General features: G+C 57.8%; 24 protein-coding genes and 1 other RNA gene. 16 read left to right on the top strand and 9 right to left on the bottom strand.

The window, feature by feature from the left end; all coding sequences use genetic code 11:
- Positions 1-299 precede the first annotated feature (299 nt).
- Positions 300-2,018: a sigma 54-interacting transcriptional regulator gene (locus VL003_RS11405; protein WP_325442563.1), complete on the bottom strand. Its 1,719-nt coding sequence runs from the start codon at positions 2,016-2,018 to the stop codon at positions 300-302.
- 336 nt (positions 2,019-2,354) lie between these two features.
- Here VL003_RS11405 and VL003_RS11400 point away from each other — a divergent pair, with 336 nt between their 5' ends.
- The 6 genes from VL003_RS11400 (at position 2,355) to VL003_RS11375 (ending at position 7,075) form a co-directional block, all read left to right on the top strand.
- A complete protein-coding gene (locus VL003_RS11400; protein WP_325442561.1) occupies positions 2,355-2,567 on the top strand; it encodes a phenol hydroxylase subunit in 213 nt (70 codons plus the stop codon).
- Positions 2,568-2,630: 63 nt separating this feature from the next.
- On the top strand, positions 2,631-3,629 hold the full coding sequence (locus tag VL003_RS11395; protein ID WP_325442559.1) for a ferritin family protein: 999 nt from the start codon (positions 2,631-2,633) through the stop codon (positions 3,627-3,629).
- 10 nt (positions 3,630-3,639) lie between these two features.
- Positions 3,640-3,921, top strand: coding sequence for an MmoB/DmpM family protein (locus VL003_RS11390; protein WP_325442557.1), 282 nt, complete (start codon positions 3,640-3,642; stop codon positions 3,919-3,921).
- Between the two features lie 52 nt (positions 3,922-3,973).
- On the top strand, positions 3,974-5,518 hold the full coding sequence (locus tag VL003_RS11385) for an aromatic/alkene/methane monooxygenase hydroxylase/oxygenase subunit alpha (protein WP_325442555.1): 1,545 nt from the start codon (positions 3,974-3,976) through the stop codon (positions 5,516-5,518).
- A gap of 11 nt (positions 5,519-5,529) precedes the next feature.
- A complete protein-coding gene (locus VL003_RS11380; protein WP_325442553.1) occupies positions 5,530-5,889 on the top strand; it encodes a phenol hydroxylase subunit P4 in 360 nt (119 codons plus the stop codon).
- Between the two features lie 121 nt (positions 5,890-6,010).
- Positions 6,011-7,075: an NADH:ubiquinone reductase (Na(+)-transporting) subunit F gene (locus VL003_RS11375; RefSeq protein ID WP_325442551.1), complete on the top strand. Its 1,065-nt coding sequence runs from the start codon at positions 6,011-6,013 to the stop codon at positions 7,073-7,075.
- Between the two features lie 154 nt (positions 7,076-7,229).
- On the opposite strand, the gene msrA is transcribed toward VL003_RS11375, so the two are convergent.
- On the bottom strand, positions 7,230-7,775 hold the full coding sequence (gene msrA / locus VL003_RS11370) for a peptide-methionine (S)-S-oxide reductase MsrA (RefSeq protein WP_325442549.1): 546 nt from the start codon (positions 7,773-7,775) through the stop codon (positions 7,230-7,232).
- Positions 7,776-7,819: 44 nt separating this feature from the next.
- Positions 7,820-8,146 (bottom strand): c-type cytochrome, encoded by a 327-nt coding sequence (locus tag VL003_RS11365; RefSeq protein ID WP_325442548.1) that lies wholly within the window; start codon positions 8,144-8,146, stop codon positions 7,820-7,822.
- A 175-nt stretch (positions 8,147-8,321) separates the two neighbouring features.
- Between VL003_RS11365 and lgt the strand changes: the two genes are divergently transcribed.
- Positions 8,322-9,113: a prolipoprotein diacylglyceryl transferase gene (gene lgt, locus VL003_RS11360; RefSeq protein ID WP_325442546.1), complete on the top strand. Its 792-nt coding sequence runs from the start codon at positions 8,322-8,324 to the stop codon at positions 9,111-9,113.
- Here lgt and VL003_RS11355 read toward each other — a convergent pair.
- The 5 genes from VL003_RS11355 to VL003_RS11335 form a co-directional block, all read right to left on the bottom strand.
- Positions 9,076-9,825: an SIMPL domain-containing protein gene (locus VL003_RS11355; protein WP_325442544.1), complete on the bottom strand. Its 750-nt coding sequence runs from the start codon at positions 9,823-9,825 to the stop codon at positions 9,076-9,078. The two genes, lgt and VL003_RS11355, sit on opposite strands and share 38 nt — an antisense overlap.
- A 59-nt stretch (positions 9,826-9,884) precedes the next feature.
- Positions 9,885-11,387: a sensor domain-containing diguanylate cyclase gene (locus tag VL003_RS11350; protein ID WP_325442542.1), complete on the bottom strand. Its 1,503-nt coding sequence runs from the start codon at positions 11,385-11,387 to the stop codon at positions 9,885-9,887.
- Positions 11,388-11,501: 114 nt separating this feature from the next.
- Positions 11,502-11,682, bottom strand: a non-coding RNA gene (gene ssrS / locus VL003_RS11345) — 6S RNA.
- 37 nt (positions 11,683-11,719) lie between these two features.
- A complete protein-coding gene (locus VL003_RS11340) occupies positions 11,720-12,034 on the bottom strand; it encodes a cell division protein ZapA (RefSeq protein WP_325442540.1) in 315 nt (104 codons plus the stop codon).
- A 3-nt stretch (positions 12,035-12,037) separates the two neighbouring features.
- Positions 12,038-12,442 carry a hypothetical protein gene (locus tag VL003_RS11335; RefSeq protein ID WP_325442538.1) on the bottom strand — a complete coding sequence of 135 codons (405 nt, stop codon included), beginning with the start codon at positions 12,440-12,442 and terminating at the stop codon, positions 12,038-12,040.
- 142 nt (positions 12,443-12,584) lie between these two features.
- Between VL003_RS11335 and VL003_RS11330 the strand changes: the two genes are divergently transcribed.
- Genes VL003_RS11330 through VL003_RS11320 form a run of 3 tightly spaced genes read left to right on the top strand, consistent with a single transcriptional unit; the run spans position 12,585 to position 15,516 of the window.
- Positions 12,585-13,040: a tripartite tricarboxylate transporter TctB family protein gene (locus tag VL003_RS11330; protein WP_325442536.1), complete on the top strand. Its 456-nt coding sequence runs from the start codon at positions 12,585-12,587 to the stop codon at positions 13,038-13,040.
- Between the two features lie 39 nt (positions 13,041-13,079).
- Positions 13,080-14,585 carry a tripartite tricarboxylate transporter permease gene (locus VL003_RS11325; protein WP_325442534.1) on the top strand — a complete coding sequence of 502 codons (1,506 nt, stop codon included), beginning with the start codon at positions 13,080-13,082 and terminating at the stop codon, positions 14,583-14,585.
- A gap of 16 nt (positions 14,586-14,601) precedes the next feature.
- Positions 14,602-15,516 carry an NAD(P)-dependent oxidoreductase gene (locus tag VL003_RS11320; protein ID WP_325442532.1) on the top strand — a complete coding sequence of 305 codons (915 nt, stop codon included), beginning with the start codon at positions 14,602-14,604 and terminating at the stop codon, positions 15,514-15,516.
- A 62-nt stretch (positions 15,517-15,578) separates the two neighbouring features.
- Here the strand turns inward: VL003_RS11320 and VL003_RS11315 are convergent, their stop codons facing one another.
- Positions 15,579-16,160 (bottom strand): RNA pyrophosphohydrolase, encoded by a 582-nt coding sequence (locus VL003_RS11315; protein WP_325442530.1) that lies wholly within the window; start codon positions 16,158-16,160, stop codon positions 15,579-15,581.
- A 63-nt stretch (positions 16,161-16,223) separates the two neighbouring features.
- Here VL003_RS11315 and VL003_RS11310 point away from each other — a divergent pair, with 63 nt between their 5' ends.
- The 6 genes from VL003_RS11310 to tolB all read left to right on the top strand — a co-directional run bounded on the left by VL003_RS11310 (position 16,224) and on the right by tolB (position 22,098).
- Positions 16,224-17,957: a proline--tRNA ligase gene (locus tag VL003_RS11310; protein WP_325442528.1), complete on the top strand. Its 1,734-nt coding sequence runs from the start codon at positions 16,224-16,226 to the stop codon at positions 17,955-17,957.
- A gap of 84 nt (positions 17,958-18,041) precedes the next feature.
- Positions 18,042-18,467: a tol-pal system-associated acyl-CoA thioesterase gene (ybgC, locus tag VL003_RS11305; protein WP_325442526.1), complete on the top strand. Its 426-nt coding sequence runs from the start codon at positions 18,042-18,044 to the stop codon at positions 18,465-18,467.
- A gap of 2 nt (positions 18,468-18,469) precedes the next feature.
- The gene (tolQ, locus tag VL003_RS11300; RefSeq protein WP_325442524.1) at positions 18,470-19,147 is read left to right on the top strand and encodes a protein TolQ; all 678 of its coding nucleotides are present in this window, start codon (positions 18,470-18,472) and stop codon (positions 19,145-19,147) included.
- Entirely contained in the window at positions 19,147-19,596 is a 450-nt protein-coding gene (gene tolR, locus VL003_RS11295) for a protein TolR (RefSeq protein WP_325442522.1), read from the top strand. Before tolQ ends, tolR begins: the two co-directional genes overlap by 1 nt.
- Positions 19,593-20,774, top strand: a complete 1,182-nt coding sequence (gene tolA, locus VL003_RS11290; RefSeq protein WP_325442520.1) for a cell envelope integrity protein TolA — start codon at positions 19,593-19,595, stop codon at positions 20,772-20,774. Before tolR ends, tolA begins: the two co-directional genes overlap by 4 nt.
- A gap of 97 nt (positions 20,775-20,871) precedes the next feature.
- The gene (tolB, locus tag VL003_RS11285; RefSeq protein ID WP_414708296.1) at positions 20,872-22,098 is read left to right on the top strand and encodes a Tol-Pal system beta propeller repeat protein TolB; all 1,227 of its coding nucleotides are present in this window, start codon (positions 20,872-20,874) and stop codon (positions 22,096-22,098) included.

Here is a 22,098-nt window from a genome sequence, read left to right as displayed (position 1 = left end):
CAGCCTCGCGGCCAACTTGCGGTTGTTTCGCTGCCCCTTGCCGGTAACCCGCTTGGGGTAAACCCGAAGGTGTGTGGCTGCGAAAGAACGTAACTATAGCACAGCTATTTTTACTCGTGCAACTGAAAAATAGGCCAAATTTAAGGCAAACCACCTCAAAATCTACCCAGACTTAACCTAAGCCGTTGATCCATCACGGAAATGTATTTTTAACCGGAAAGAAATATATTTTTAACCTGGGAGGAATACCGCCCCGTGCCTTGGAAAAGACGGGGAATGCTCTTTCCCAACCTACCAACTTAGGTTTTCTGCTGGCGCATACGAGCCATCCGGTAACTAAGCTGAGGGCGGGTAATTTTTAATGCGCGCGCTGCTGCTGCCATATTGCCGTCCGCCTGAGATACGGCTTCCTGGAGAAGCAGCGCTTCGAGTTCCTCTAGGCCCAACTCACTTTCGTGCAAGAACTGATATACCCGGCTAACCTTTGTGCCAACATCAGGCAGACCACCGTTCTCGGACCCTGTCGATTCCAGCCTGCCTGAATCCGCCACACCGTCGCTGGGTGGCGCCGCCAACGGCGGAAACAACACAGTGACTTCAATAAGCTGCTCAGACTGCGTAAATATGACGCCCCTCTCTACTAGGTTGCCGAGTTCACGCACGTTGCCTGGCCAGTCGTAGTTACGCAGAGCCGTAATGGCCTGGTTGGTAAAGCCGGCGATATGTTTGCCATGCTGCTTGCAGTGATGGCGCAGCATGTGTTGGGCAAGCAGCAAGATGTCTTCGCGCCTTTCGCGTAGGGGCGGAATGCGGATGGGGTAAACATTAAGGCGATACAAGAGATCTCGACGGAACAGGCCCGCCTCGACCGCCTTGTCAAGCTCGGCGTTAGTGGCCGCCACAATGCGCACATCGACCTTGCGCACTTCGGTGCCACCCAGCTTTTCAATCTCGCCCTGCTGTACTGCCCGCAACAATTTAGCCTGCGCGGCGAGCGGCAGCTCGGCCAGCTCATCAAGAAACAGAGTGCCGCCGTGGGCGCGCTCGAAGCGCCCTTCACGGGCACGAACCGCACCGGTATAAGCGCCCTTCTCGACCCCGAACAATTCACTTTCGATGAGTTCTGCGGGCAAGGCAGCACAATTGATGGCCAAAAATGGGCCTGCTGCGCGGTCGCTTAACGCATGCAGCGCGCGGGCGAATTGTTCTTTGCCCACGCCGGTTTCGCCGGTCAGCAACACAGTTACCGACGTGGGGGCCGCCTGTTGCAACAATAAAAAGGCCCGTTCGAAGGCAGGCGACTGGCCAATGACCTGTGTCTTGCGTGCGCTTTCGTAGAGCTCTCCGCGTAGGGTTTCAACTTCTTCCTGCAGGGCCTGCATCGTGTTGAGCACCGAAGCGGGCTCTTGCCCGGATTCGATTTCTTCGGGCGGCCATTCGTGCAAGAAGCGGCCTTCTATTTTGCAATGCTCGTGGCCACAGGCATGGCAGGCGGTTTCTTTGAAAACTACCGGTTGCTGAAAAAAGGCGCTGGAATACCCGGAGGCGTACCCCAACAACATCCAGCACGCCGGATTTTCTTGTAAGCCATATTCTTGGCGATGGGCTTCGGCTTCCCAGCTGTTACGCCAGTTGAAACTGGCGTGAAAACGACTTTTGGCAGGGTCCGGATGGGGAACGTAGTCGAAGAATGCCGTATCCACCTGCACAGCCCCTTCGAGCATGTGCAACTGCGGCCCCACCGCAAAGGCATCAAAGATACTGCGATCGGGGCGGATCTGGCGGGCCAGAACCCCATCGCGTTCGCCAGCGGAATGCCCGGCCCGCATTAACAGCCAGCGCGCCTGCTTGACGCCGATGCGCTGGATGATTTCTTTGCGCATCGCCTGCAAGGCGTCGACATGCATTAGCAACATGCGCTGGCCAGCCAGCCAAATACAGCCGTCCGGACTGGAAAAGCGCAGCAATTTTCGCAAATCGCTGTCGGATGGCAAAGAATGAACAGGCCTGGAGTTCATGACAAAAAATCGAGATTTCTGAACCTGATTATCGTGCCTAAGAGACCATTGCTGCGCAAGGGTTTTCCCGGCTCATTACACCCACAGGTTTTCCCTGATACGCAATTGAGCAGCTTCTACTCGTGTTTTTTGGTGCTTTTTAATGTTTTCATCATGTTGCGACGCAACAAATCGGATGGCGGATCCGAATCTCAATAAAAATTTTATGCGTGCGTACCTTTTTCAGGCCGGAATCATTCAAACACACTAGTACTAACCCTTAAATTTTCGATCTTCCTAGATAGTGGCATGCATGTTGCGAATTAAGCCTTACCAAACCTTTGTCTGGAGAGCACCGTGCTTCCTTCTTGTCATGCCCCGTCACAGCTCCCGCCGGTCGATGTCAGTAAGCGCTACGTACGTGTGCGCAACCGCCTCGATAACGGCCTGATCGAGTTCGACTTTGCCATCGGCTGGCCCGAACTGAACGTTGAGCTGCTGCTGCCGCCGACAGCGTTTAACGCGTTCTGTGCGGCCAACAAGGTCGAGTTTCTGCCGCCAGCAGACTAATCAGCCCCCAGTCGCCATAACCCACAGCACACAAGCGACCAAACGAAACGGAGACATCTATTCATGAACATTGACCTACAAGCCAAAGAGATCACCCCGGTACGGCATACCTTTGATCGCGTCATAGCCTATACCGGCGATAAGCCGGCCTCCCGCTACTTAGAGTCCATGCTAAGCACGCAGTCCACCGAAAACTTTCACTATCGCCCCACCTGGGAACCCGAATTCGAACTGCACGACATAAAACGCACCGCTATCCAGTTGCGCGACTGGAACGCTTTGCGCGATCCGCGTCAGTTTTACTACGCTGCCTGGACCATGACTCGGGCGCGTCAGCAAGAATCCATAGAGGCCAATCACCAGTTCGTCGAGTCCCGCAATCTTCTCGAGGCAATGCCTGCCGCGCTGCATGCGCAAATCAGCCAGGTACTAATCCCTCTGCGCCATGTCTCGTGGGGCGGCAACATGAACAACTGCAATATTTGCAGTCGCGGTTACGGTACCGCCCTGACAGCGCCGGCCCTCATGCACGCCATGGACCATCTGGGTGCTGCGCAATACATAACCCGCCTGGGGCTAGCCGCCGGCGAAGGCACCGATCTGCTGGACCACGGCAAACAAGTCTGGCTGGAACATGAAGCCTGGCAACCCCTGCGCAAGGCGCTCGAAGACAGCTTCGTCATTCAAGACCCCATCCAGCTGTTTGTATGGCAAAACCTGGCGCTGGAGGGCCTGCTGTTTCCGCTGATCTACGACGAGTACATCGACAACCACGTCATGCTGCAAGGCGGCAGCGCCATCGCCATGCTGATGGCCTTCATGCCCGAGTGGCATCGGGAGTCCGCTCGCTGGGTCGACGCGGTCATCAAAGTTATCGCGGCCGAATCCGATGACAACAAAAGACTGGTGCAAAGCTGGGTAGATCAGGCCGTCAGCACAGTCCAGGCAGCCCTATTGCCCATTGCGCGGCTGGCCCTGCAACAAGCCGGCGACGACGCCATGCAAAACGCCCGCACCGCCCTGTGCGCCCGCCTGACCAAAATCGGCCTGCAGACCGCCTGAGGAGACCCTCATGTCCCAATCCCCGTCCCATGTGTTTATTGCCTTTCAGGCCAATGAAGAATCGCGTGCCGTTGTCGATGCCATTTTGCAAGACAACCCTCACGCACAGGCCGCCTATTCGCCCGGTCTTGTCAAGATTGATGCCCCAAACCGCCTGACCATCACTCGCGCTTCAATAGAAGAACACACAGGCCAGCCCTACGACTTGCAGCAACTGCACGTCAATCTCGTCACGCTCTCGGGCAACATCGACGAAGACGACGACCAACTAACGCTGGCCTGGCACAGCTAGAACTACCACATCCAATCGCTTGCCATCCATCATCCATCAGGAGACTACACCCATGGACACCAGAGTGATCCGCAAAAAACTCGGGCTCAAAGAACGTTACGCTGCCATGACGCGCGGCCTGGGCTGGGAAACCACCTACCAGCCCATGGAGAAAGTGTTCCCCTACGACAAGTACGAAGGCATCAAAATCCACGATTGGGACGCCTGGGAAGACCCCTTTCGCCTGACCATGGAAGCCTACTGGAAATACCAAGGCGAAAAAGAAAAAAAACTTTATGCCGTGATCGAGGCTTTTGCCCAAAACAACGGACAACTGGGCGTTACGGACGCACGCTACATCAACGCGCTAAAACTGTTTATACAGGGTGTTACGCCGCTGGAATACTACGCGCATCGCGGCTTTGCCCATCTGGGTCGCCACTTTACCGGCTCGGCCGCACGGGTGGCCACCCAGATGCAGTCTATCGACGAGCTACGTCACTTCCAGACCGAAACACATGCCCTGTCGCACTACAACAAGTATTTCAATGGCATGCACAACTCGCACCAATGGTTTGATCGCGTCTGGTATTTGTCAGTACCCAAGTCCTTCTTCGAAGACGCCCTGACCGGTGGCCCATTCGAATTCCTGACCGCCATCAGCTTTTCGTTTGAATACGTCCTGACCAACCTATTGTTTGTGCCCTTCATGTCTGGCGCTGCGCATAACGGCGACCTGTCCACGGTGACATTCGGGTTTTCGGCGCAATCCGATGAGTCGCGTCACATGACCCTGGGTATAGAAAGCATTAAATTCATGCTTGAACAAGACCCTGCGAATGTTCCTATTGTGCAGGCCTGGATAGACAAATGGTTCTGGCGCGGCTATCGGGTTCTGACACTGGTTGCCATGATGCAGGACTACATGCTGCCCAAACGCGTGATGAGCTGGAAGGAGGCCTGGGAAATGTACGGCGAAGCCAATGGCACGGCCTTGTTCCGCGACCTGGCCCGATACGGCATACGCGAACCTATGGGCTGGCAGCAGGCCATCAAAGAGAAAGACCACATCAGCCACCAGGCCTGGAACATTTTCTACAACTACTCGGGTGCCGCCGCTATCCACACATGGGTTCCCGGCGATGAAGAGCTCGACTGGCTGTCAGAAAAATATCCGGATTCGTTTGACCGCCTGTATCGCCCCCGCTTGCTGCACTATCGCAAGCTGCAGCAAGAAGGGAAGCGGTTTTACAACAACAGCCTGCCCATGCTGTGCACCACCTGCCAAATACCTATGGCGTTTACCGAACCCGGCGACCCGACCAAGATCTGCTATCGCGAATCCGACTACGAAGGAGACAAGTATCACTTTTGCAGCGACGGATGCAAACACGTCTTCGACCGCGAACCCAAAAAATTCGTGCAAGCGTGGCTGCCTGTTCATCAGATTTATCAAGGCAATTGTTTCAAGAGTGATGTCGACCCGACCGCCCCCGACTTCAATCCCCTGGCCGCAGTACTGGACTGGTACGGCATCCAGCAAGACATAGACAACATGGAATTCGAGGGCTCGCCCGATCAAACCAACTTTGCCGCCTGGACCGGGCAAAACAAATAAGGAGACATGGCATGACCTTACCCCATTCCCTCGGCGACTACCGATTTCCGCCACGCGATGCACGCGAAAAATTTCCGGCCCCCCTGCTGTACATAGGCTGGGAAGACCACCACATGTTTTGTTCCCCTGTGTGCATCCCCGTATCGGGCAAAACACCCTTCGCGGCATTGCAGTCCGAGATACTGCCCGGAATCTACGGCCAGCATCCCGACTTCGGCCGCATCGACTGGGGCGCGGTGCAGTGGCTGCGTTCGGGTCAGCCCTGGCAACCCGACCCCCATGCCTCGCTAGAAGACAACGGGCTGGGCCATAAGGCGGTTATTCGCTTTCGCACACCCGGGCTGACCGGCATCAGCAACAGCTACAGCTAATCCTGGCATACCAACCATAGCACCGTCCGGGTGCTCTTGTTTGACGGGGCACACGCCCCTGGCGAAGACAGCTGGCAACTGTCTTCGCCGACAGGACGCAAGTCAAGAAGGAGACCCTGTCATGACGTACCAACTCACGATCGAACCGTTAGGAACGGCACTGGATGTCGAGCACGGACAAACCTTGCTGGATGCCAGCCTGCGCCAAGGTATTTATATTCCGCATGCATGCGGTCACGGCCTGTGCGGCACCTGCAAGGTCGATGTCCTGGAAGGCGAGGTCCACCACGGCAACGCCAACCCGTTTGCGCTGATGGACTTCGAGCGCGAGGGAGGCAAAGCTCTGGCCTGCTGCGCCACACTTCTATCTGATGTGGTCATTGAAGCCGACATCGACGAAGAGCCTGATGCACATGTGATTCCGGTAAATGACTTCTTAGGCACCGTTACAGATATCCAGACGCTGACTCCAACCATCAAAGCCATCCACCTTAAGTTGCAGGCACCGATCACGTTTCAAGCCGGGCAATATATCAAGGTCAACTTGCCCAACTGCGATGACACTCGTGCATTTTCAATCGCCAACCCGCCCAATGCCCAGGGCCAAGCCGACCACATCGAGCTCAATGTGCGGTTGGTCCCCGGTGGCCGCGGCACCACCTGGCTGCACCACCAACTTAAAGTGGGCGACCGCATTACTATCACTGGTCCCTACGGGCGTTTTTTTGTGCGTCGATCAGCCAACCTGCCTGTGCTGTTCATGGCGGGGGGCTCCGGCCTGGCCAGCCCGTTATCCATGATTCTTGACCTGCTTCAAAGCGGCTATCAACAACCCATCACCTTGATTTACGGCCAGCGCACGCAGGCAGAGCTTTACTATGATGAAACACTGCAGGCACTGGCCGCGCAGCACCCCAACTTTCAGTATGTCCCGACGTTGTCCGACGAAGCGGAAGACTCTGACTGGCAGGGGGCACGCGGTTATGTCCACGATATCGCCCACCAGCATTTGAAAGGTGACTTTACGGGCAAAAAGGCATATTTATGCGGCCCTCCGTCGATGATAGAGGCTTGCATCGGCACACTAATGCAGGGGCGTCTGTTCGAGCGCGATATTTACGCGGAGCGATTCCTTAGCGCGGCAGACGCCGACACAGCACGCAGTGCGTTGTTCCGCCGTATTTAGGCGCTGCCTCGCCGGCACCCTGACAGACCATGACCTCTCCAGCCACCCATTCACACATTGCCCTGCTCCAGCCCGCCACGATACGGATTCATATCGCACCAGGCGACTTATCCTGCCCACATGCCCACGCTGCCGACGCCGGCCTTGAGCCGAATCAGGCCAATATGTCGGAAAACTCTGAACGCAGCTTGGACATCTTGGGCGCGATCACAAACTGGCAATAGCCTTGCTGGGGGTTGCGTTTATAGTAGTTGTAGTGGACAGCTTCGGCGGGCCAGAAGTGAGCGGCACCCAGTACCTTAGTGACGACGGGCGTGTTCAGGGCGGCCTCAACCTGGTCGATCATTTGGTCGGCGGCGATCTTTTGAGCTTCTGACTGACAAAAGATAGCGGAGGCATATTGAGGCCCCACGTCGGCGCCCTGCCGATTAATGGTGGTGGGATCATGGGTGGCAAAAAACACCTTGAGCAAGGTGGTGAAATTTATCATGGTTGGATCGAACCGCACACGCACCACCTCGATATGGCCCGTCTCCTGACTACATACCTGCTCGTAGCTAGGGTTGTCGACGTGGCCGCCGCAGTAACCGGGGGTGACGTCGATTACCCCGCGCAGCGATTGCAGCACGCTTTCGGTGCACCAAAAGCAGCCGCCGCCCAGAACGGCGGTCTCGGTGTTGAGCTCTGGCAGTTGATCCATGGCGTATCTCGCAAAAATAGCTAACTTTACAGAAGCACGCCCTGCTATTCGAGACGGACCTCTGGTTCCTTCAATGACAATATCCATTGTGCCAGCGTTTTCGCATCTTTTTCGCTGACATGGACCTGGCGCGGCATGGGAACCGGACCCCAGTGCCCACTACTGCCGTTGATGATGCGTTGGGCCAGGTAGTCGACGGCTTCGGCATTGCCGGCAAAACGCTCGGCGATAGCCGTAAAGCCCGGGCCAACAACTTTTCGATCAACCCGATGACAAGACATGCAATTACTGGTTTGAGCCAGCCCCAGCCCAACCGTCTGCGCCGACGCTGCACTCGCCGCGACTGCAACACCTGCAAGCGCAGACGCCATCCACACTAAAAATACAAAACGCGACACCATAAATGAACTAATCGACTCCAATAAAAATCGGCCACGCTTTCGGGCCGGCCTCAAACCGGGGCAAAGCTGCGCTGACACACCTGCGAAATTCCGAAAGCTCTTCCTGTATTATCGACGATATTTCACTTCGCACCCCCTACCGCCCATGTTTGTTCATCCGCAATTCGACCCCATAGCCATACAGATCGGCCCCGTAGCCATACATTGGTACGGGCTAATGTACCTGGTGGGTTTTGCTCTGGTATGGCTGCTAGGCAACTGGCGCATCAAGCACGGCAAAACAGACCTTACCCAACGCGACCTCGAAGACCTGATCTTTTATAGCGTTCTGGGCGTTGTCATTGGCGGCAGGCTGGGTTACGCGCTGTTTTACAAGCCTGCCGAATACTTGGCCAACCCAATCGAACTACTTTACGTCTGGCAGGGCGGCATGTCTTTCCATGGCGGGCTGCTGGGGGTGCTGGTTGTTCTTTGCCTGTTCGCCCGCAAAAAAGGCAAGCCCATACTGGCGGTAGGCGACTTTCTTGCTCCGCTAATTCCGCTGGGGCTGGCGGCCGGACGTTTGGGCAATTTTATTAACGGAGAGCTCTGGGGTCGCGCCACCACCATGCCCTGGGGCATGGTTTTTCCACAAAGCGGCAGCAACGCGCCCCGCCACCCTTCACAATTGTATGAACTGGCCCTTGAAGGCTTGCTTTTATTTGCGCTGGTGTGGTGGTTCGCCCGCAAACCACGCCCGTTGGGCCAGGTTGGGGCCGTGTTCCTGATGGGCTACGGCGTGCTGCGCTTCTTGGTTGAGTACACGCGCGAGCCCGATGCCTTTCTGGGGCTGCTAAGCGGCGGCCTTTCGATGGGCCAACTGCTTTCATTGCCCATGATCGCCGCCGGCGTGTTTATTTTTATTTGGAGCGCAAGAAAATCGAGCCTTGCATCGTGACGGTCACGTGCTCGGTGCCCGGCTCTAACGGTATGCGCGCAGACTCGTCTGCGGACGCCGCCATGGCCATCATGCGCGGCATAGGCTGATAAGGCATGCCCATGCCCCCCAAGGCAACGCTTTTTATCGAGTACGACTCAAATCCAAATGCCGCGGCAAGGGCTTGGGCACGATCTTGAAACGCTCTGGCGGCTTCGGCCAAAAGCTCTTGCTCGTGCCGCGCCCGGGTTTCAGGCGCGACCGAAAAGCCCATACCCGCGATGGGCATGCGATCGCTCAGCCTGGCGGCCAGTTGGGATGCCGCCTCGAAGTCTGTGGATTTAAGGATAATGTCGGCGCGCCCCCTCCAGTTGGTGACGGCACCCTTGTCGTCGCTATGCGGCCACACGCGATAGTTGCCGCTGTGCGCCTGCACCTTGCTTTCGCCCTTGGCGTCTTTCATGACTGAATCCAGCGCTTCGGACAAGGCTTTGACGACATTCGCCTGAGACGGATCGCTAAGCTCTTTGGCCAGCGTGATGGTTACGGTGTCTTGTTGTATTTCTTTGGAGGCCTGCGCGTCAAGCGTGGCCTGGGGCCAATGCCGCTGCTCGCGCTTGCCGCGATCGCCCGGGTCACCCTGGTCGCCTGCCTGGGCCGGCATGGCCAGAGCCAATGCAAGGCCCGCTGCCAAGCCTGCCAGCCAGTTGAGTTTCTGCTTCGATAAATACATACGGCCTCCTGGTTGATGCACAGTAGACCGGGTGTCCCGCACAGGACGCCCGGCTGAAATCAGATACCGGACGACAATTCTGCAGCCCCGTCAACCTTGCCGAAGGCGCGCCGCTCGCGCTTGTTCTCGTACATGGCAAGATCAGCGGCGCGCAGGGCCCGATCAAAATCGTCGCGTCCATGGGCTGTGGCAACGCCCACCGAAACACTGAGTGGCGCCCCGCAATAAAACTGGTTGTTCAACTCTATCAGTCGGCGAATGTCTGTCAAAACGGTGGCAGCGTCGCTCTCGGACATGCCCGGCAACAGCACAATGAACTCGTCTCCGCCGATCCGCGCAGCGGAAGCGGGCCGATCAACCACCTTGTTCAGGACCTCACCCATGCGGCGCAGCAAGGCGTCGCCGGCTGCGTGACCTTGCAAATCGTTAAGTGCCTTGAGATTATCGAGATCAAGAGCGATAAACGACACGGGATTAACCCGCTTGCGACCCAACCGCGCGAGCTCGTCAACGTAGAACGAGCGGTTCTTTAGTTGAGTCAGCACATCGTGCTTGCCCAAATACTCAAGGTAGGCCTCGGCTTTCTTGCGGGCGGTAATGTCGGTCAGGGCCAGCAGCACCTTGCTCCAGTCGGCTTCGTGGCCGGCAAATACCGAAAACTGCATGTGGATATGCAACACATCACCGACCAGAGTGCGGTTGCGGACCTCGCGCTGCTGAAACAGCCGACCCTCCCATAGGTCGATCAACTGCTCTGCAAACGACGCGGTCATTTCGTCATCAAAGATTTCATCCAGGCGATCAAGCAAATCGGCTGTGCTTTTTGCCTTGTACATCTGCAAGGTATAGCCGTTGATGTCCAGTACACGAATCTCGGACATACAGCGCTCGACAAATTCGGGATGCACATCAAGAAAAGTACGAAAGTCGACCACCCCCTGTTCGCGCACTTCGTCCAGCAAGCTCTTGATGCGGCTGAAGTCTTCGACCCAGAGAGAAACCGGTGCCTGCTGAAAGAGCTCGCGCGCAAGGGTTTCGTTGGTCAAAGCGCTGCGACGGGACTCTTGCAGCTCGGTCACGTCTTCGACCGCCACCAGCACCTGGTCCCAGGGCTGCGCCCGATCTGCAAGAACCACACCACGCAAGACAATATCGATGCGACGGCCGTCAAGGGTGTAATTGACCGTCGTGCTGCGAAACGAAACGCCACTGCTCCAGAGCTGCAGCATTTCGGCAGTCAGGCCCTCGAACGTGTCGTCGCGCATGACTTCGCCAAGCCGCGACACCAGTGTGGCGACAGAATCAGCCCCATACAGGTTCAGAGTTTGGCGATTGACGTGCTGGATGCGTATGGCTGCGGCGCAGTGGCGCACGCGGTCGGAGTCTTCGGCAAACCAGGCAGCCAGGTTCTTAACTCCTTGGGCACGCCATTGCTCGAAAATCCGATACAACTGGCTGTAGTCCTCGAGCCACAAGGCCATGGGCGTTGCCTCGAAGAAATCATCGAGCCGCACCCCTTGAATCTGCTGCGCATTTTGCACCGGCAATGAATCGGACTTCATATTTGTACCCTCGACATCGATCAGCGCAACGATAGCATTAGCGCGCCCGCTTTTTATTGCACGAAGTATGAGCTTTCAAAAAAAAAGCTCGTCCGTGTGGACGAGCTTTTTAAAAAATGCCCCGCCTGTGCCGTATAGACCGGCATCCCGGAACCGAGGGTTCACGGTGGTCGCCATCAGCCAAGCATCGGGATCGTCAGTTAAGACGTTCACTCCCGCTTGTCAATCCGGCAACCTTTATGCCTAAGCATTGGTTCAAGGAATGTATGGTCAATCTCGAACACTGCAGGGACAATCGGTAGAGCGTTTAATACAAACGCCCCGGAAGTTGTCTAGGTTGCGGCGCTGGTGCCTGAGCCCAGCGCCTGATCGATAAGGTGGTTCATGTCGTCGATTCTACGCTTGAAATCACCTAATGCGATGTCGCCCAATGGGCCGTCGGGCGCACGCATCGCCAAAAGTTCGGCTGCGATCTGAATGGCGGCCATAACCGCGATTCGTTCATTGCTTGAGATTTTACCAGACCCTTTGACTCGCAGCATGCGCTGATCGACCATATGCACGGCGTCAAGCAACGCTTGCTTTTCGGAAGGGGCACAAGCCAGCGAATAATCGCGGCCCAGTATGGAGACATCGATTCGTTCCATGAGTTACTCCTGGGTCGCGCCCGGAAGGCGCATCAAAACAGCATCGATGCGATGTTGGGCGGCGGCCGCTGCGCTGCGCAAACGGGCGGAGTCGTCTTGACTGGCTTGCAGGCTTTGCCGAACCGCTTCGTAGTCGGCGCGGCTACGGGCCACCTCTTCGCGCAGCTGGGCTTCGCCGGCCCGGGCCTGTTGGCGCAAGGCTTCGAGCTCGGCAGCATGATTGAGCGCGTGCTCTGCCGCCTGCTGCTGTGCCGCATGTTCGCGCACGAGCTGATCGCGCAAGGCATTGTGCTCTTGCTCGAGGCCGGAAAGACGCGCTTGCAGCGCAGCGCGGTCGGACTGCAGGCGCTGGACCAGCTTTACAAGCTGGCCGATACGGGCCGAGAGGGAATCGAGATCTTGCAACATGGGCGTTATCGTAAACCATCCCGCCGCAAGCTGGAAAGAGGAAATGAAGTAAATCCGCCCAACTCAGGGGAAATCAGGGTTTTCAGCGATGGATGTGTCGACTACCATGCAGCAGCTTTGCTCGATGGGAGACACCGCAGTCATGCAAGTCAGAAATCAACAAGACTTCTGGGCCGGCATCATGTTTGCCCTGATCGGTGCACTGGCCGCAGCCGGTTCGCTTCGATACCCAATGGGCACGGCCCGCGACATGGGTCCCGGCTATTTTCCGTTCTGGCTTGGCATCGGCCTGGCAGTACTGGGCGCCGGCGTTGCGCTGCGTGCCGTTTCAGCCGAAGCGCCCATAAACAAGCTTGACCCTATCGATCTCAAAACTGTTGCAATTTTAATTGGCTCGGTCGCCTTGGCCGGGGTACTGCTCGAGCATCTGGGCGTTTTTCTGACCTTATTCATCCTGGTGGTGCTTAGCAGCACGGCCAGTCACTTGTTCAGCTGGAAGGTGGCTGTGTTGACGGGTCTGGGCCTGACCATTTTCGTTTGGCTGGCGTTCATCAAAGGGCTGGGGCTTGTCTTTCCGCTTTGGCCGGCGCTCGGCTAAAGCCGGCCTTTTCACTCACTTCAAATCACACAGGCCGCAATGGAACTCATAGAACATTTGTTACTGGGGTTTTCAGTAGCGCTGACCATAGAAAACCTGCTGTATTGCCTGCTGGGCTGTCTGCTGGGTACGCTTATCGGCGTGTTGCCGGGCATTGGCCCCGTACCAACCATCGCCATGCTGCTGCCCATCACCTATGTGTTGTCGCCGGTTGCAGGCCTGATCATGTTGGCCGGCATCTATTACGGCGCGCAGTACGGCGGTTCGACCACCGCCATTCTGGTGGCGCTACCGGGCGAAACCTCGTCTGTGGTCACGGTCCTGGACGGCCACCAAATGGCCCGCAAGGGCCGTGCCGGGTCGGCCTTGGCCATTGCCGCACTGGGTTCGTTCTTTGCCGGCTGCGTAGCCACCGTGGTGCTGGCGGGTTTCGCCCCGCCGCTTGCTCAAATCGCGTTCAGGTTCGGCGCAGCCGAATATTTTTCGTTAATGGTGCTGGGCCTTATCGGGGCCGTGGTGCTGGCCTCGGGCTCGTTGCCCAAAGCCATTTGCATGATATTGCTGGGCTTGCTGCTAGGCATGATCGGCACAGATGTCAACTCGGGCGTGTCCCGCTTTGATTTCGACATTCCCGAGCTGCAAGACAGTCTGGACTTTGCCGTGGTGGCCATGGGCGTATTTGGTCTGGCCGAGATCCTTTCAAACCTTGAGCTTAAAGACAAACGCACCGAAATCACCAGCAAGATCGGCACGCTGTACCCCAACCGCCAAGAGTTCGCCGAGGCCTGGCCCGCCACAGTGCGCGGCACCGCCATGGGCGCCGCCTTGGGCATTCTGCCCGGCGGCGGCGCCATTTTGTCGTCATTTGCCTCGTATACACTCGAAAAGAAAATCTCGAGCACACCCGAACGGTTTGGGCAGGGACACCCCGCCGGCCTCGCCGGCCCCGAATCGGCCAACAACGCCGCCGCACAGACTTCATTTATTCCGTTGCTGACCCTGGGCATACCCGGCAACGCCGTTACGGCTCTGATGCTGGGCGCCATGACCATACACAATATTCAGCCCGGCCCGCGCGTCATGACATCGCACCCCGATCTTTTCTGGGGGCTCATCGTTTCAATGTGGATCGGCAACCTGATGCTGGTCATTCTTAACCTGCCACTGATCGGGTTGTGGATCAAACTTCTGAAAGTGCCTTATCGAATCCTGTTCCCGGCAATTCTGGTGTTTTGCACTATCGGTGTCTATTCGCTTAATTACAACGTCTTCGATATCTGGATGTTGGCCTTGTTCGGGCTGGTGGGTTATGTCTGGACGAAGCTGCGATGCGAGGGTGCACCGCTATTGCTGGGCCTGGTATTGGGCCCCATGATGGAAGAAAACTTTCGGCGGGCGCTGCTGTTGTCGCGCGGCGACTACACCACCTTTGTCACGCGCCCGCTATCACTGACCCTGCTGATCCTGGCCGCTGCTTTGGTTATGATCGTAGCTTTGCCGGTGATTCGTAAAAAGCGCGAAGAAACCTTCGCCGAAGACGACTGACCCCCGGAGCTAGCCCATGCCCTCGATTGCAGCAAAGCAGTATCCCGACACCACCGCGCTCGACATCACCTTTCTGGGGTTGGGCGTCATGGGGTTCCCCATGGCCGGGCACCTGGCCCGCGCCGGACACCGCGTAACCGTCTTCAACCGCAGCACTGACAAAGCCCTACGCTGGGCACAAGAATTTGGTGGCGCGCATGCCGCAACCCCTGCAGAAGCCGCCCGCAACGCCCAGATCGTGCTGTGTTGCGTGGGCAACGACGACGATCTGCGCAGTGTCACAGTCGGCCCTGAAGGAGCTTTGCAGTCCATGACGCCGGGCAGCCTGTTTGTCGACCACACCACGGCATCGGCGCAAGTGGCGCGCGAGCTCTACCAGGCCGCCAATAAGCGCGGCATTGGGTTTGTCGATGCGCCGGTGTCGGGCGGCCAGGCCGGGGCTCAGAACGGCGTACTGACGGTTATGTGCGGCGGCGACCCCGAAGCCTTTGAAAAAGCCGAACCCGTTTTACGCTCTTATGCGCAAGCGGTCACTTTACTGGGCGGCCCGGGCTCCGGCCAGTTGTGCAAAATGGTCAACCAGATTTGTATTGCAGGACTGATTCAGGGCCTGTCTGAAGCCATAGCGTTTGGCCAGACCGCCGGGCTCGACATGCAGCAGGTCGTCAAGGTGATCGGAAAAGGCGCCGCCCAAAGCTGGCAACTCGACAACCGGGGCGCCAGCATGATCAAAGGGCAATTCGATTTCGGGTTTGCCGTGGACTGGATGCGAAAAGACCTTAAGCTGGTGCTGGACGAAGCGGCGCGCAACGGCGCGCGCCTGCCGGTTACCGCCCTGGTCGACCAGTTTTACGGCGACGTACAGCAAATGGGCGGCAACCGCTGGGACACCTCTAGCTTGATCGCCCGCCTGCAAAAAATGACCCCATAGCATCTGCCCGTCGCGTCGGCAGCAGGCTTGCGCCCGACTTGCCGGCGCGGCTCAAGACGCCTTCAGCGTGCTGCCTGCGACTTGAGGAGCTCTTTTGCTTCGGCTGATTTTTTTTCGATCAAGGTGCGCTGGGCCTGGCCACGCTGCCGCAAATAACGGGTGTCGTGCCCGCGACGAAACAAGATGCCGGCAAGCTCGTTAAGCGCCAGGGTGTAGACTTCGCGTTTGAATTCGATCACGGCATCAAGCGGAACCCAGTAATGGCTCCAGCGCCAGGCGTCGAACTCGGGATGTTTGGTCGCGCGCAAGCTGACGTCGGAATCGCGCCCTGTCATGCGGAGCAAAAACCAGATTTGTTTTTGCCCCTTATAAATGCCGCGAGAATCGCGCCGAATGAAATCACTCGGCACGTTATAACGCAGCCAATCCCGTGTACGTCCCAGTATGCGCACATGCTCGGGCAGCAGGCCCACTTCTTCGTGGAGCTCGCGGTACATGGCTTGTACCGGGCTTTCGCCGTATTTGATGCCACCTTGAGGAAACTGCCACGCGTGTTCGCGGACTCGTTTGCCCCAGAACACCTCGTTCTTGTTGTTTACGAGGATAATGCCGACATTGGGACGGTAGCCTTCACGGTCTAGCATAGGCCACCCCAATAGATTTAATACAATTACTTTTGATTATACGTATCTGCAGAGATCCACACCATGCGCGCATCCAATTATCACATCAACACCCTGAAGGAAGCTCCCTCCGAGGCAGAAGTGGCCAGTCATCAGTTGATGACACGGGCCGGAATGATCCGCAAGGTGGCGGGCGGCATTTATACCTATATGCCGATGGGGTTGAAGGTGCTGCGCAAGATCGAACGCATCGTGAGACAGGAAATGGATGCCGCCGGCGCCCTTGAGCTGCTGATGCCGGTGGTTCAACCGGCCGAGCTGTGGATGGAATCGGGTCGCTGGGAGGAGTACGGTCCCGAACTGCTGCGCATCAAAGACCGCCACAAGCGCGATTTTGTCCTGCAACCCACTTCGGAAGAAGTGATTACCGACATCGTACGCAACGAAATTCACAGCTGGCGCCAACTACCCCGCAACTTCTATCATATCCAAACCAAGTTCCGCGATGAGCGCCGCCCCCGCTTCGGCTTGATGCGCGGACGTGAGTTCACCATGAAGGACGCTTACTCGTTCGACCGCGACGAGGCCGGCGCACAAGCCAGTTACGATGCCATGTACACGGCCTACACCAATATCTTCCAGCGCCTGGGCCTGACGTTTCGCGCCGTGGCGGCCGACACCGGCTCCATCGGCGGGTCGCGCAGCCATGAGTTTCAGGTCATTGCCGACACCGGCGAAGACCTGATTGTCTACAACCCCGACACCCAGTACGCCGCCAACATTGAACTGGCCGAGGCGCCCTGCCTTGTGGCGCAACGCGCCGCGCCTGCCCAAAACCTGACAAAAACGGCCACGCCCGAAGCGCCCAAATGCGAACTGGTCGCCGATCTATTGGGGGTGCCACTTGAGCAAACCGTCAAGTCGGTGGTGCTGGCCACCGACGATGCCGAGCAGCCGGGACAAAGCCGCATCTGGCTGCTGCTGATTCGAGGCGACCATGAATTGAACGAGATCAAGGTCGGCAAACTGCCGGGGCTCGAAGGCCATCGCCTGGCCACCGAAGACGAAATTCGTGCCACTTTCGGTTGCCCGCCGGGCTATCTGGGCCCGGTCAACCCCGCCCAGCCGGTAAAGATCATTGCCGATCGCACGGTAGCCAATATGAGCGACTTCATCTGCGGCGCCAATGACGAGGGCTTTCACCTGACCGGTGTCAACTGGGGACGTGACCTGCCTGAGCCCCAGGTCGCCGACCTGCGCAATGTGGTCGACGGCGACCCCGACCCGCAAGGCGGCCGCCTTGCCATTCAGCGCGGCATCGAGGTGGGCCACATTTTCTTTCTGGGCGACAAATACTCAAAGGCGTTGAACGCCACCTTTCTTGACACGGACGGCAAACCGGCCGTACTGCAAATGGGCTGCTACGGCATCGGCATCAGTCGCATCTCGGCCGCCGCCATCGAGCAAAACCACGACGACAAAGGCATTGTGTGGCCCCGAGCCATTGCCCCGTTCGAAGTCGTTATCTGCCCGATGGGCTGGGGCAAAAGTGAAACAGTGCGCAACGCTGCGCAGGCCCTGTATCAGCAATTGCTGGATCTAGGCGTGGATGTCATGCTTGATGACCGTGACGCAAGACCGGGCGTGATGTTTGCCGATTGGGAGCTTATCGGTGTGCCATTGCGCATTACCGTGGGCGAACGAGGCCTTGATGAAGGAATTGTGGAACTACAGCAACGCTCAACGGGTCAGACTGAAAAAATACCTGCTGCCGACGCGCTATCTTGCACCCTCGAACGACTAAAATCCCTGACATGATCAGCATCGCCCCCAACCGTACGAATCACCTGCAACTGCTGCATCCCAAGTGGGGCCGGCTCTGTCACACTGCTTAACGAACCCATGTCAACAGAAACACCCGGCTCCCTGTCCACGCTGGATATTCGCGTATATTACGAAGACACCGACGCCGCTGGCGTCGTGTTTTATGCCAATTACCTCAAGTTTTTTGAACGAGGCCGTACCGAATGGTTGCGTCGACTAGGAGTCAATCAATCCGATCTGGCGGCGAATGATCAACGCATGTTCGTGGTTAAAAGCGCCCAGACCCAGTACATCAAACCGGCCCGCTTTGACGACCTGCTAACCATTCATAGCCGCATCACCCGGCTGGGCCGGGCCTCGATTGACTTTGCTCAGGTGGCTACACTGAACGACGAAGTACTGTGCGAGAGCACGGTCGAAGTCTGTTGTGTCGACACACGCACGTTCCGGCCGGCCGGCCTTCCCACATCTCTTAGAACCCTACTGCAAAAGGTCCAGGATTAATCATGCAAGCCCCCAACGAGATCTCGTTGCTCTCCTTATTGTTGGACGCCAGCTTCCCGGTACAGTTGGTGATGCTGGTTCTGGTCATCATCTCCGTCATGTCGTGGACCTATATCTTTTCGAAGCGGGCTGCGCTTAAACGGGCCCATACCCAGACCCGCCGTTTCGAAGACGACTTCTGGGCCGGCGGCGACCTGACCGTGCTTCAGCAATCAATTGCCGGACGGCGCGATGAGCACGGCGCACTGGCGCGAATATTCGACGCAGGCATGACCGAGTTCCTGAAAGCGCGCCGCAGCACCCCGGGGTCTGGCGAAGCCGTGCTCGACGGACCGCGCCGGGCCATGAGGGCCACGTATCAACGCGAGATGGACAGCCTTGAATCCCACTTGAATTTCCTGGCGTCCGCCGGCTCAGTAAGCCCCTATATCGGCTTGCTGGGTACCGTTTGGGGCATCATGCACGCCTTCATCGGCTTGTCCAGCATGCAGCAGGCAACTCTGGCCGCTGTGGCGCCGGGCATTGCCGAGGCCCTTATTGCAACGGCTATCGGCCTGTTCGCGGCCATACCCGCCGTGGTCGCCTACAACCGCTTTACAAACGAGATCGACCGGCTGTCCATCCGTTTCGACAGTTTCATCGATGAGTTCCTGAACATCTTGCAACGCCAGGTGCGCTGATGCCTTCCATGCGTGGCGCTACCGGCCGTACGGGCCGCCGCCTTAAAAACGAAATCAACGTCGTTCCTTATATCGACGTCATGCTGGTGCTGCTGGTCATTTTCATGGTCACGGCCCCCATGATCACGCCCGGGCTGATCGACCTGCCCACCGTGGGCCAGGCCAGCGAGGTGCCCGTCGACCCGGTCGAAGTCCAGATTGAAAAAGACGGTTCAATGGCCATCCGCACTCGCCGTGCCGGCGAAGAGTTCCGGCAGATTGCCCCCGAGCAACTGGTCGGAGAAATCCGCTCGCGCATTACGGCGGAAACCCCTGTGGTGCTGGCGGCCGACGGCCAAGTGCCATACGAAACAGTCATGAAGGCCATGGATCAACTGCGCTCGAACGGCATCACTCGACTGGGCCTGCTCGTTGACCAAAGCGCCGCTCCTGACGACAAGAAGCAATGACGCAACCGCCCATCCGCAAACCAGGAAACGGGTCAAAGCAGTCCGCCCCGCGGTCTGCCAAGCGGCCATTGCGCACACCCGAGCAAGAAGACGAACGTCGAGGGCTTGCCTATGCGCTCGCCGCTCACGCCACCATTGCGGCCATCATGTTCATCGGCTTCCTTAGTTCGTCGCCCAGCAATCCAAACCCGGTGCAGATCGAACTTTGGGCCGAGGGCAATACCTTGTCAGCCGCCGAACCCACGCACGAGCCTGAAGCCCCCGAAAATATCGAGCAGCCTCCGGAGCCTCAACCTGAGCCCCAACCACAGCCCGAACCCGAACCACAACCCGAACCGGAAGCTCAGGCCCAGCCTAAACCGCAGCCCACTGTCGAGCCGCCCACACCTCCCGAGGTGGATCCCGACATCGCCATTGAGAAAGCGCGAGAAGCGCAACGCAAGCGTGAAGAGGACGAACAGCGCCGCCTGGCGGAAATAAAGGCTGCCGAAGAAAAAGCTGCAGCTGAAAAGGCCGCTCGCGAGAAGGCTGCCGCCGAGAAAAAAGCCGCGGCCGAGAAAGCCGCTGCCGAAAAGGCGGCGGCAGAAAAAGCAGCCGCTGAGAAAGCCGCCGCTGAGAAGAAAGCGGCTGCGGAAAAAGCAGTTGCTGAGAAGGCCGCTGCCGAGAAGGCGGCACTGGAGAAAAAGGCCGCTGCCGAGAAAGCCGCTGCCGAAAAAGCAGCAGCTGATAAAGCGGCCGCAGAAAAGAAAGCAGCAGCGGCAAAAGCCGCAGCCGAGAAAAAGGCCAAAGAAGACCAGGCCAAGCGCGATGCCATTCGTGCAGCCATGCGCGGCGATGCCCTGGGCGCGGCCGGTATCTCCGGCGGCACCGCTGACCGCAATCAGTCGGGCGGCGGTGGTACTGACTCGGGTTACGCAGCCAAGGTGGCCCAATGCATCCGCAACGGCGTGGTTTATCCAACTCCGCCGCGTAGCGGCCAGAACCCGACAGTACAATATAGAGCCAATCTGGACGGCAACGGGCGAGTTACCGGGGTTCGCATATTGCGCTCATCGGGCATACCCGCTTTTGACCGAGCCGTCGAAACAGGCATTCGGGCTTGCAACCCTTTCCCCAACCCGCCCACGGGCAAGTATCCTGCGTATGTCGACGGGAACTATCTGATGTATGAACAATAGGAGATATGCCGACATGACCACCGTCATCCCCGCAATCAAGCCCTTGCAGCGCGCCTGGGCAACTTGCCTGTTCGGCCTGCTGCTGTTTGCATTCAGTATGCTGGCAGCCGGAACAGCCGCAGCGCAGCTTCGCGTCGACATCTCGGGTGTGGGCGCCACGCAATACCCCATTGCCATCGCCGATTTCTCGGGCGACCCCAAGGGCCAGCTTATCAGTGAGGTCATTCGGGCCGACCTGACCCGATCGGGCCAGTTCCGCCTGGTAAACGCCACCGGCACAAGCCTGGACGCCGAAAGCACCATTGATTACGACGGCTGGCACGGGCGCGGCGCCGACTACATTGCCTACGGGTCCGTCACTCTGGCTGCAGGGCAATACACCATCAGCTATCGGCTGGGTAATGTGATTCATAAAAGTCAGCTCGACGGCGTGGCGTTTACCGGTTCCGAAAAAGAGCTGCGTCGCATCGCCCACCAGATCGCCGACCGCATCTACGAAAAGATCACCGGTGTGCGTGGCGTGTTTTCCACACGCCTGGCCTATGTAGTGCAAAAAAACAACACGCATGAGTTACAAATTGCAGATGCTGACGGGCAAAATCCGCAGGTCATGTTGCGTTCGAAACATTCCATCATTTCACCCGCCTGGTCGCCCGACGGCTCCAAGCTGGCCTATGTCAGCTTTGAAACCGGCAAGCCGGTGGTATACGTGCAGACGCTGGCCACCGGCGAACGGTTTCCCATTGCCAACTTCAAGGGCAATAACAGCGCACCGGCCTGGTCTCCGAACGGCCAGCAATTGGCCATTACCCTTTCGCGCGACGGCATTGCCCAGATCTACACGATCAGTGCCGATGGATCCGATCTTCGACGTGTGATGCGTTCGCCGCTTATCGACACCGAGCCCTTCTATAGCCCTGACGGCGGCAGCCTGGTCTTTACCAGCGACCGCAGCGGCAGCCCGCAAATCTATCGGGTTCCGGTTTCGGGCGGCAATGCAAGCCGTATCACCTTCAATGGCAGTTACAACATTTCACCGGCCCTCTCGCCAGACGCCAACCAGTTGGTGTACGTTACACGAAGGGACGGCGCATTTCGGATCGCATTGCAAAACATGGGTACCGGCGCTGAACAACTACTTACGAACGGACCCGACGATGAGTCGCCCAGTTTCGCGCCGAACGGAATGCAAATCCTATATAGTTCCATACAAGGCGGACGTAGCGTGCTGGCTGTAGTTTCTACAGACGGACGGGTGCGTCAGACATTGTCCACCCTGGACGGCAAAGTACGCGAACCCACCTGGGGACCATTCACCAACTAG

It is taken from the genome of Pusillimonas sp. (assembly GCF_035515275.1).
Taxonomy (GTDB): domain Bacteria; phylum Pseudomonadota; class Gammaproteobacteria; order Burkholderiales; family Burkholderiaceae_B; genus Pusillimonas.
The sequence above is the reverse complement of the archived record's forward strand: the minus strand, read 5'-3'. Positions and strand labels throughout refer to the sequence as shown.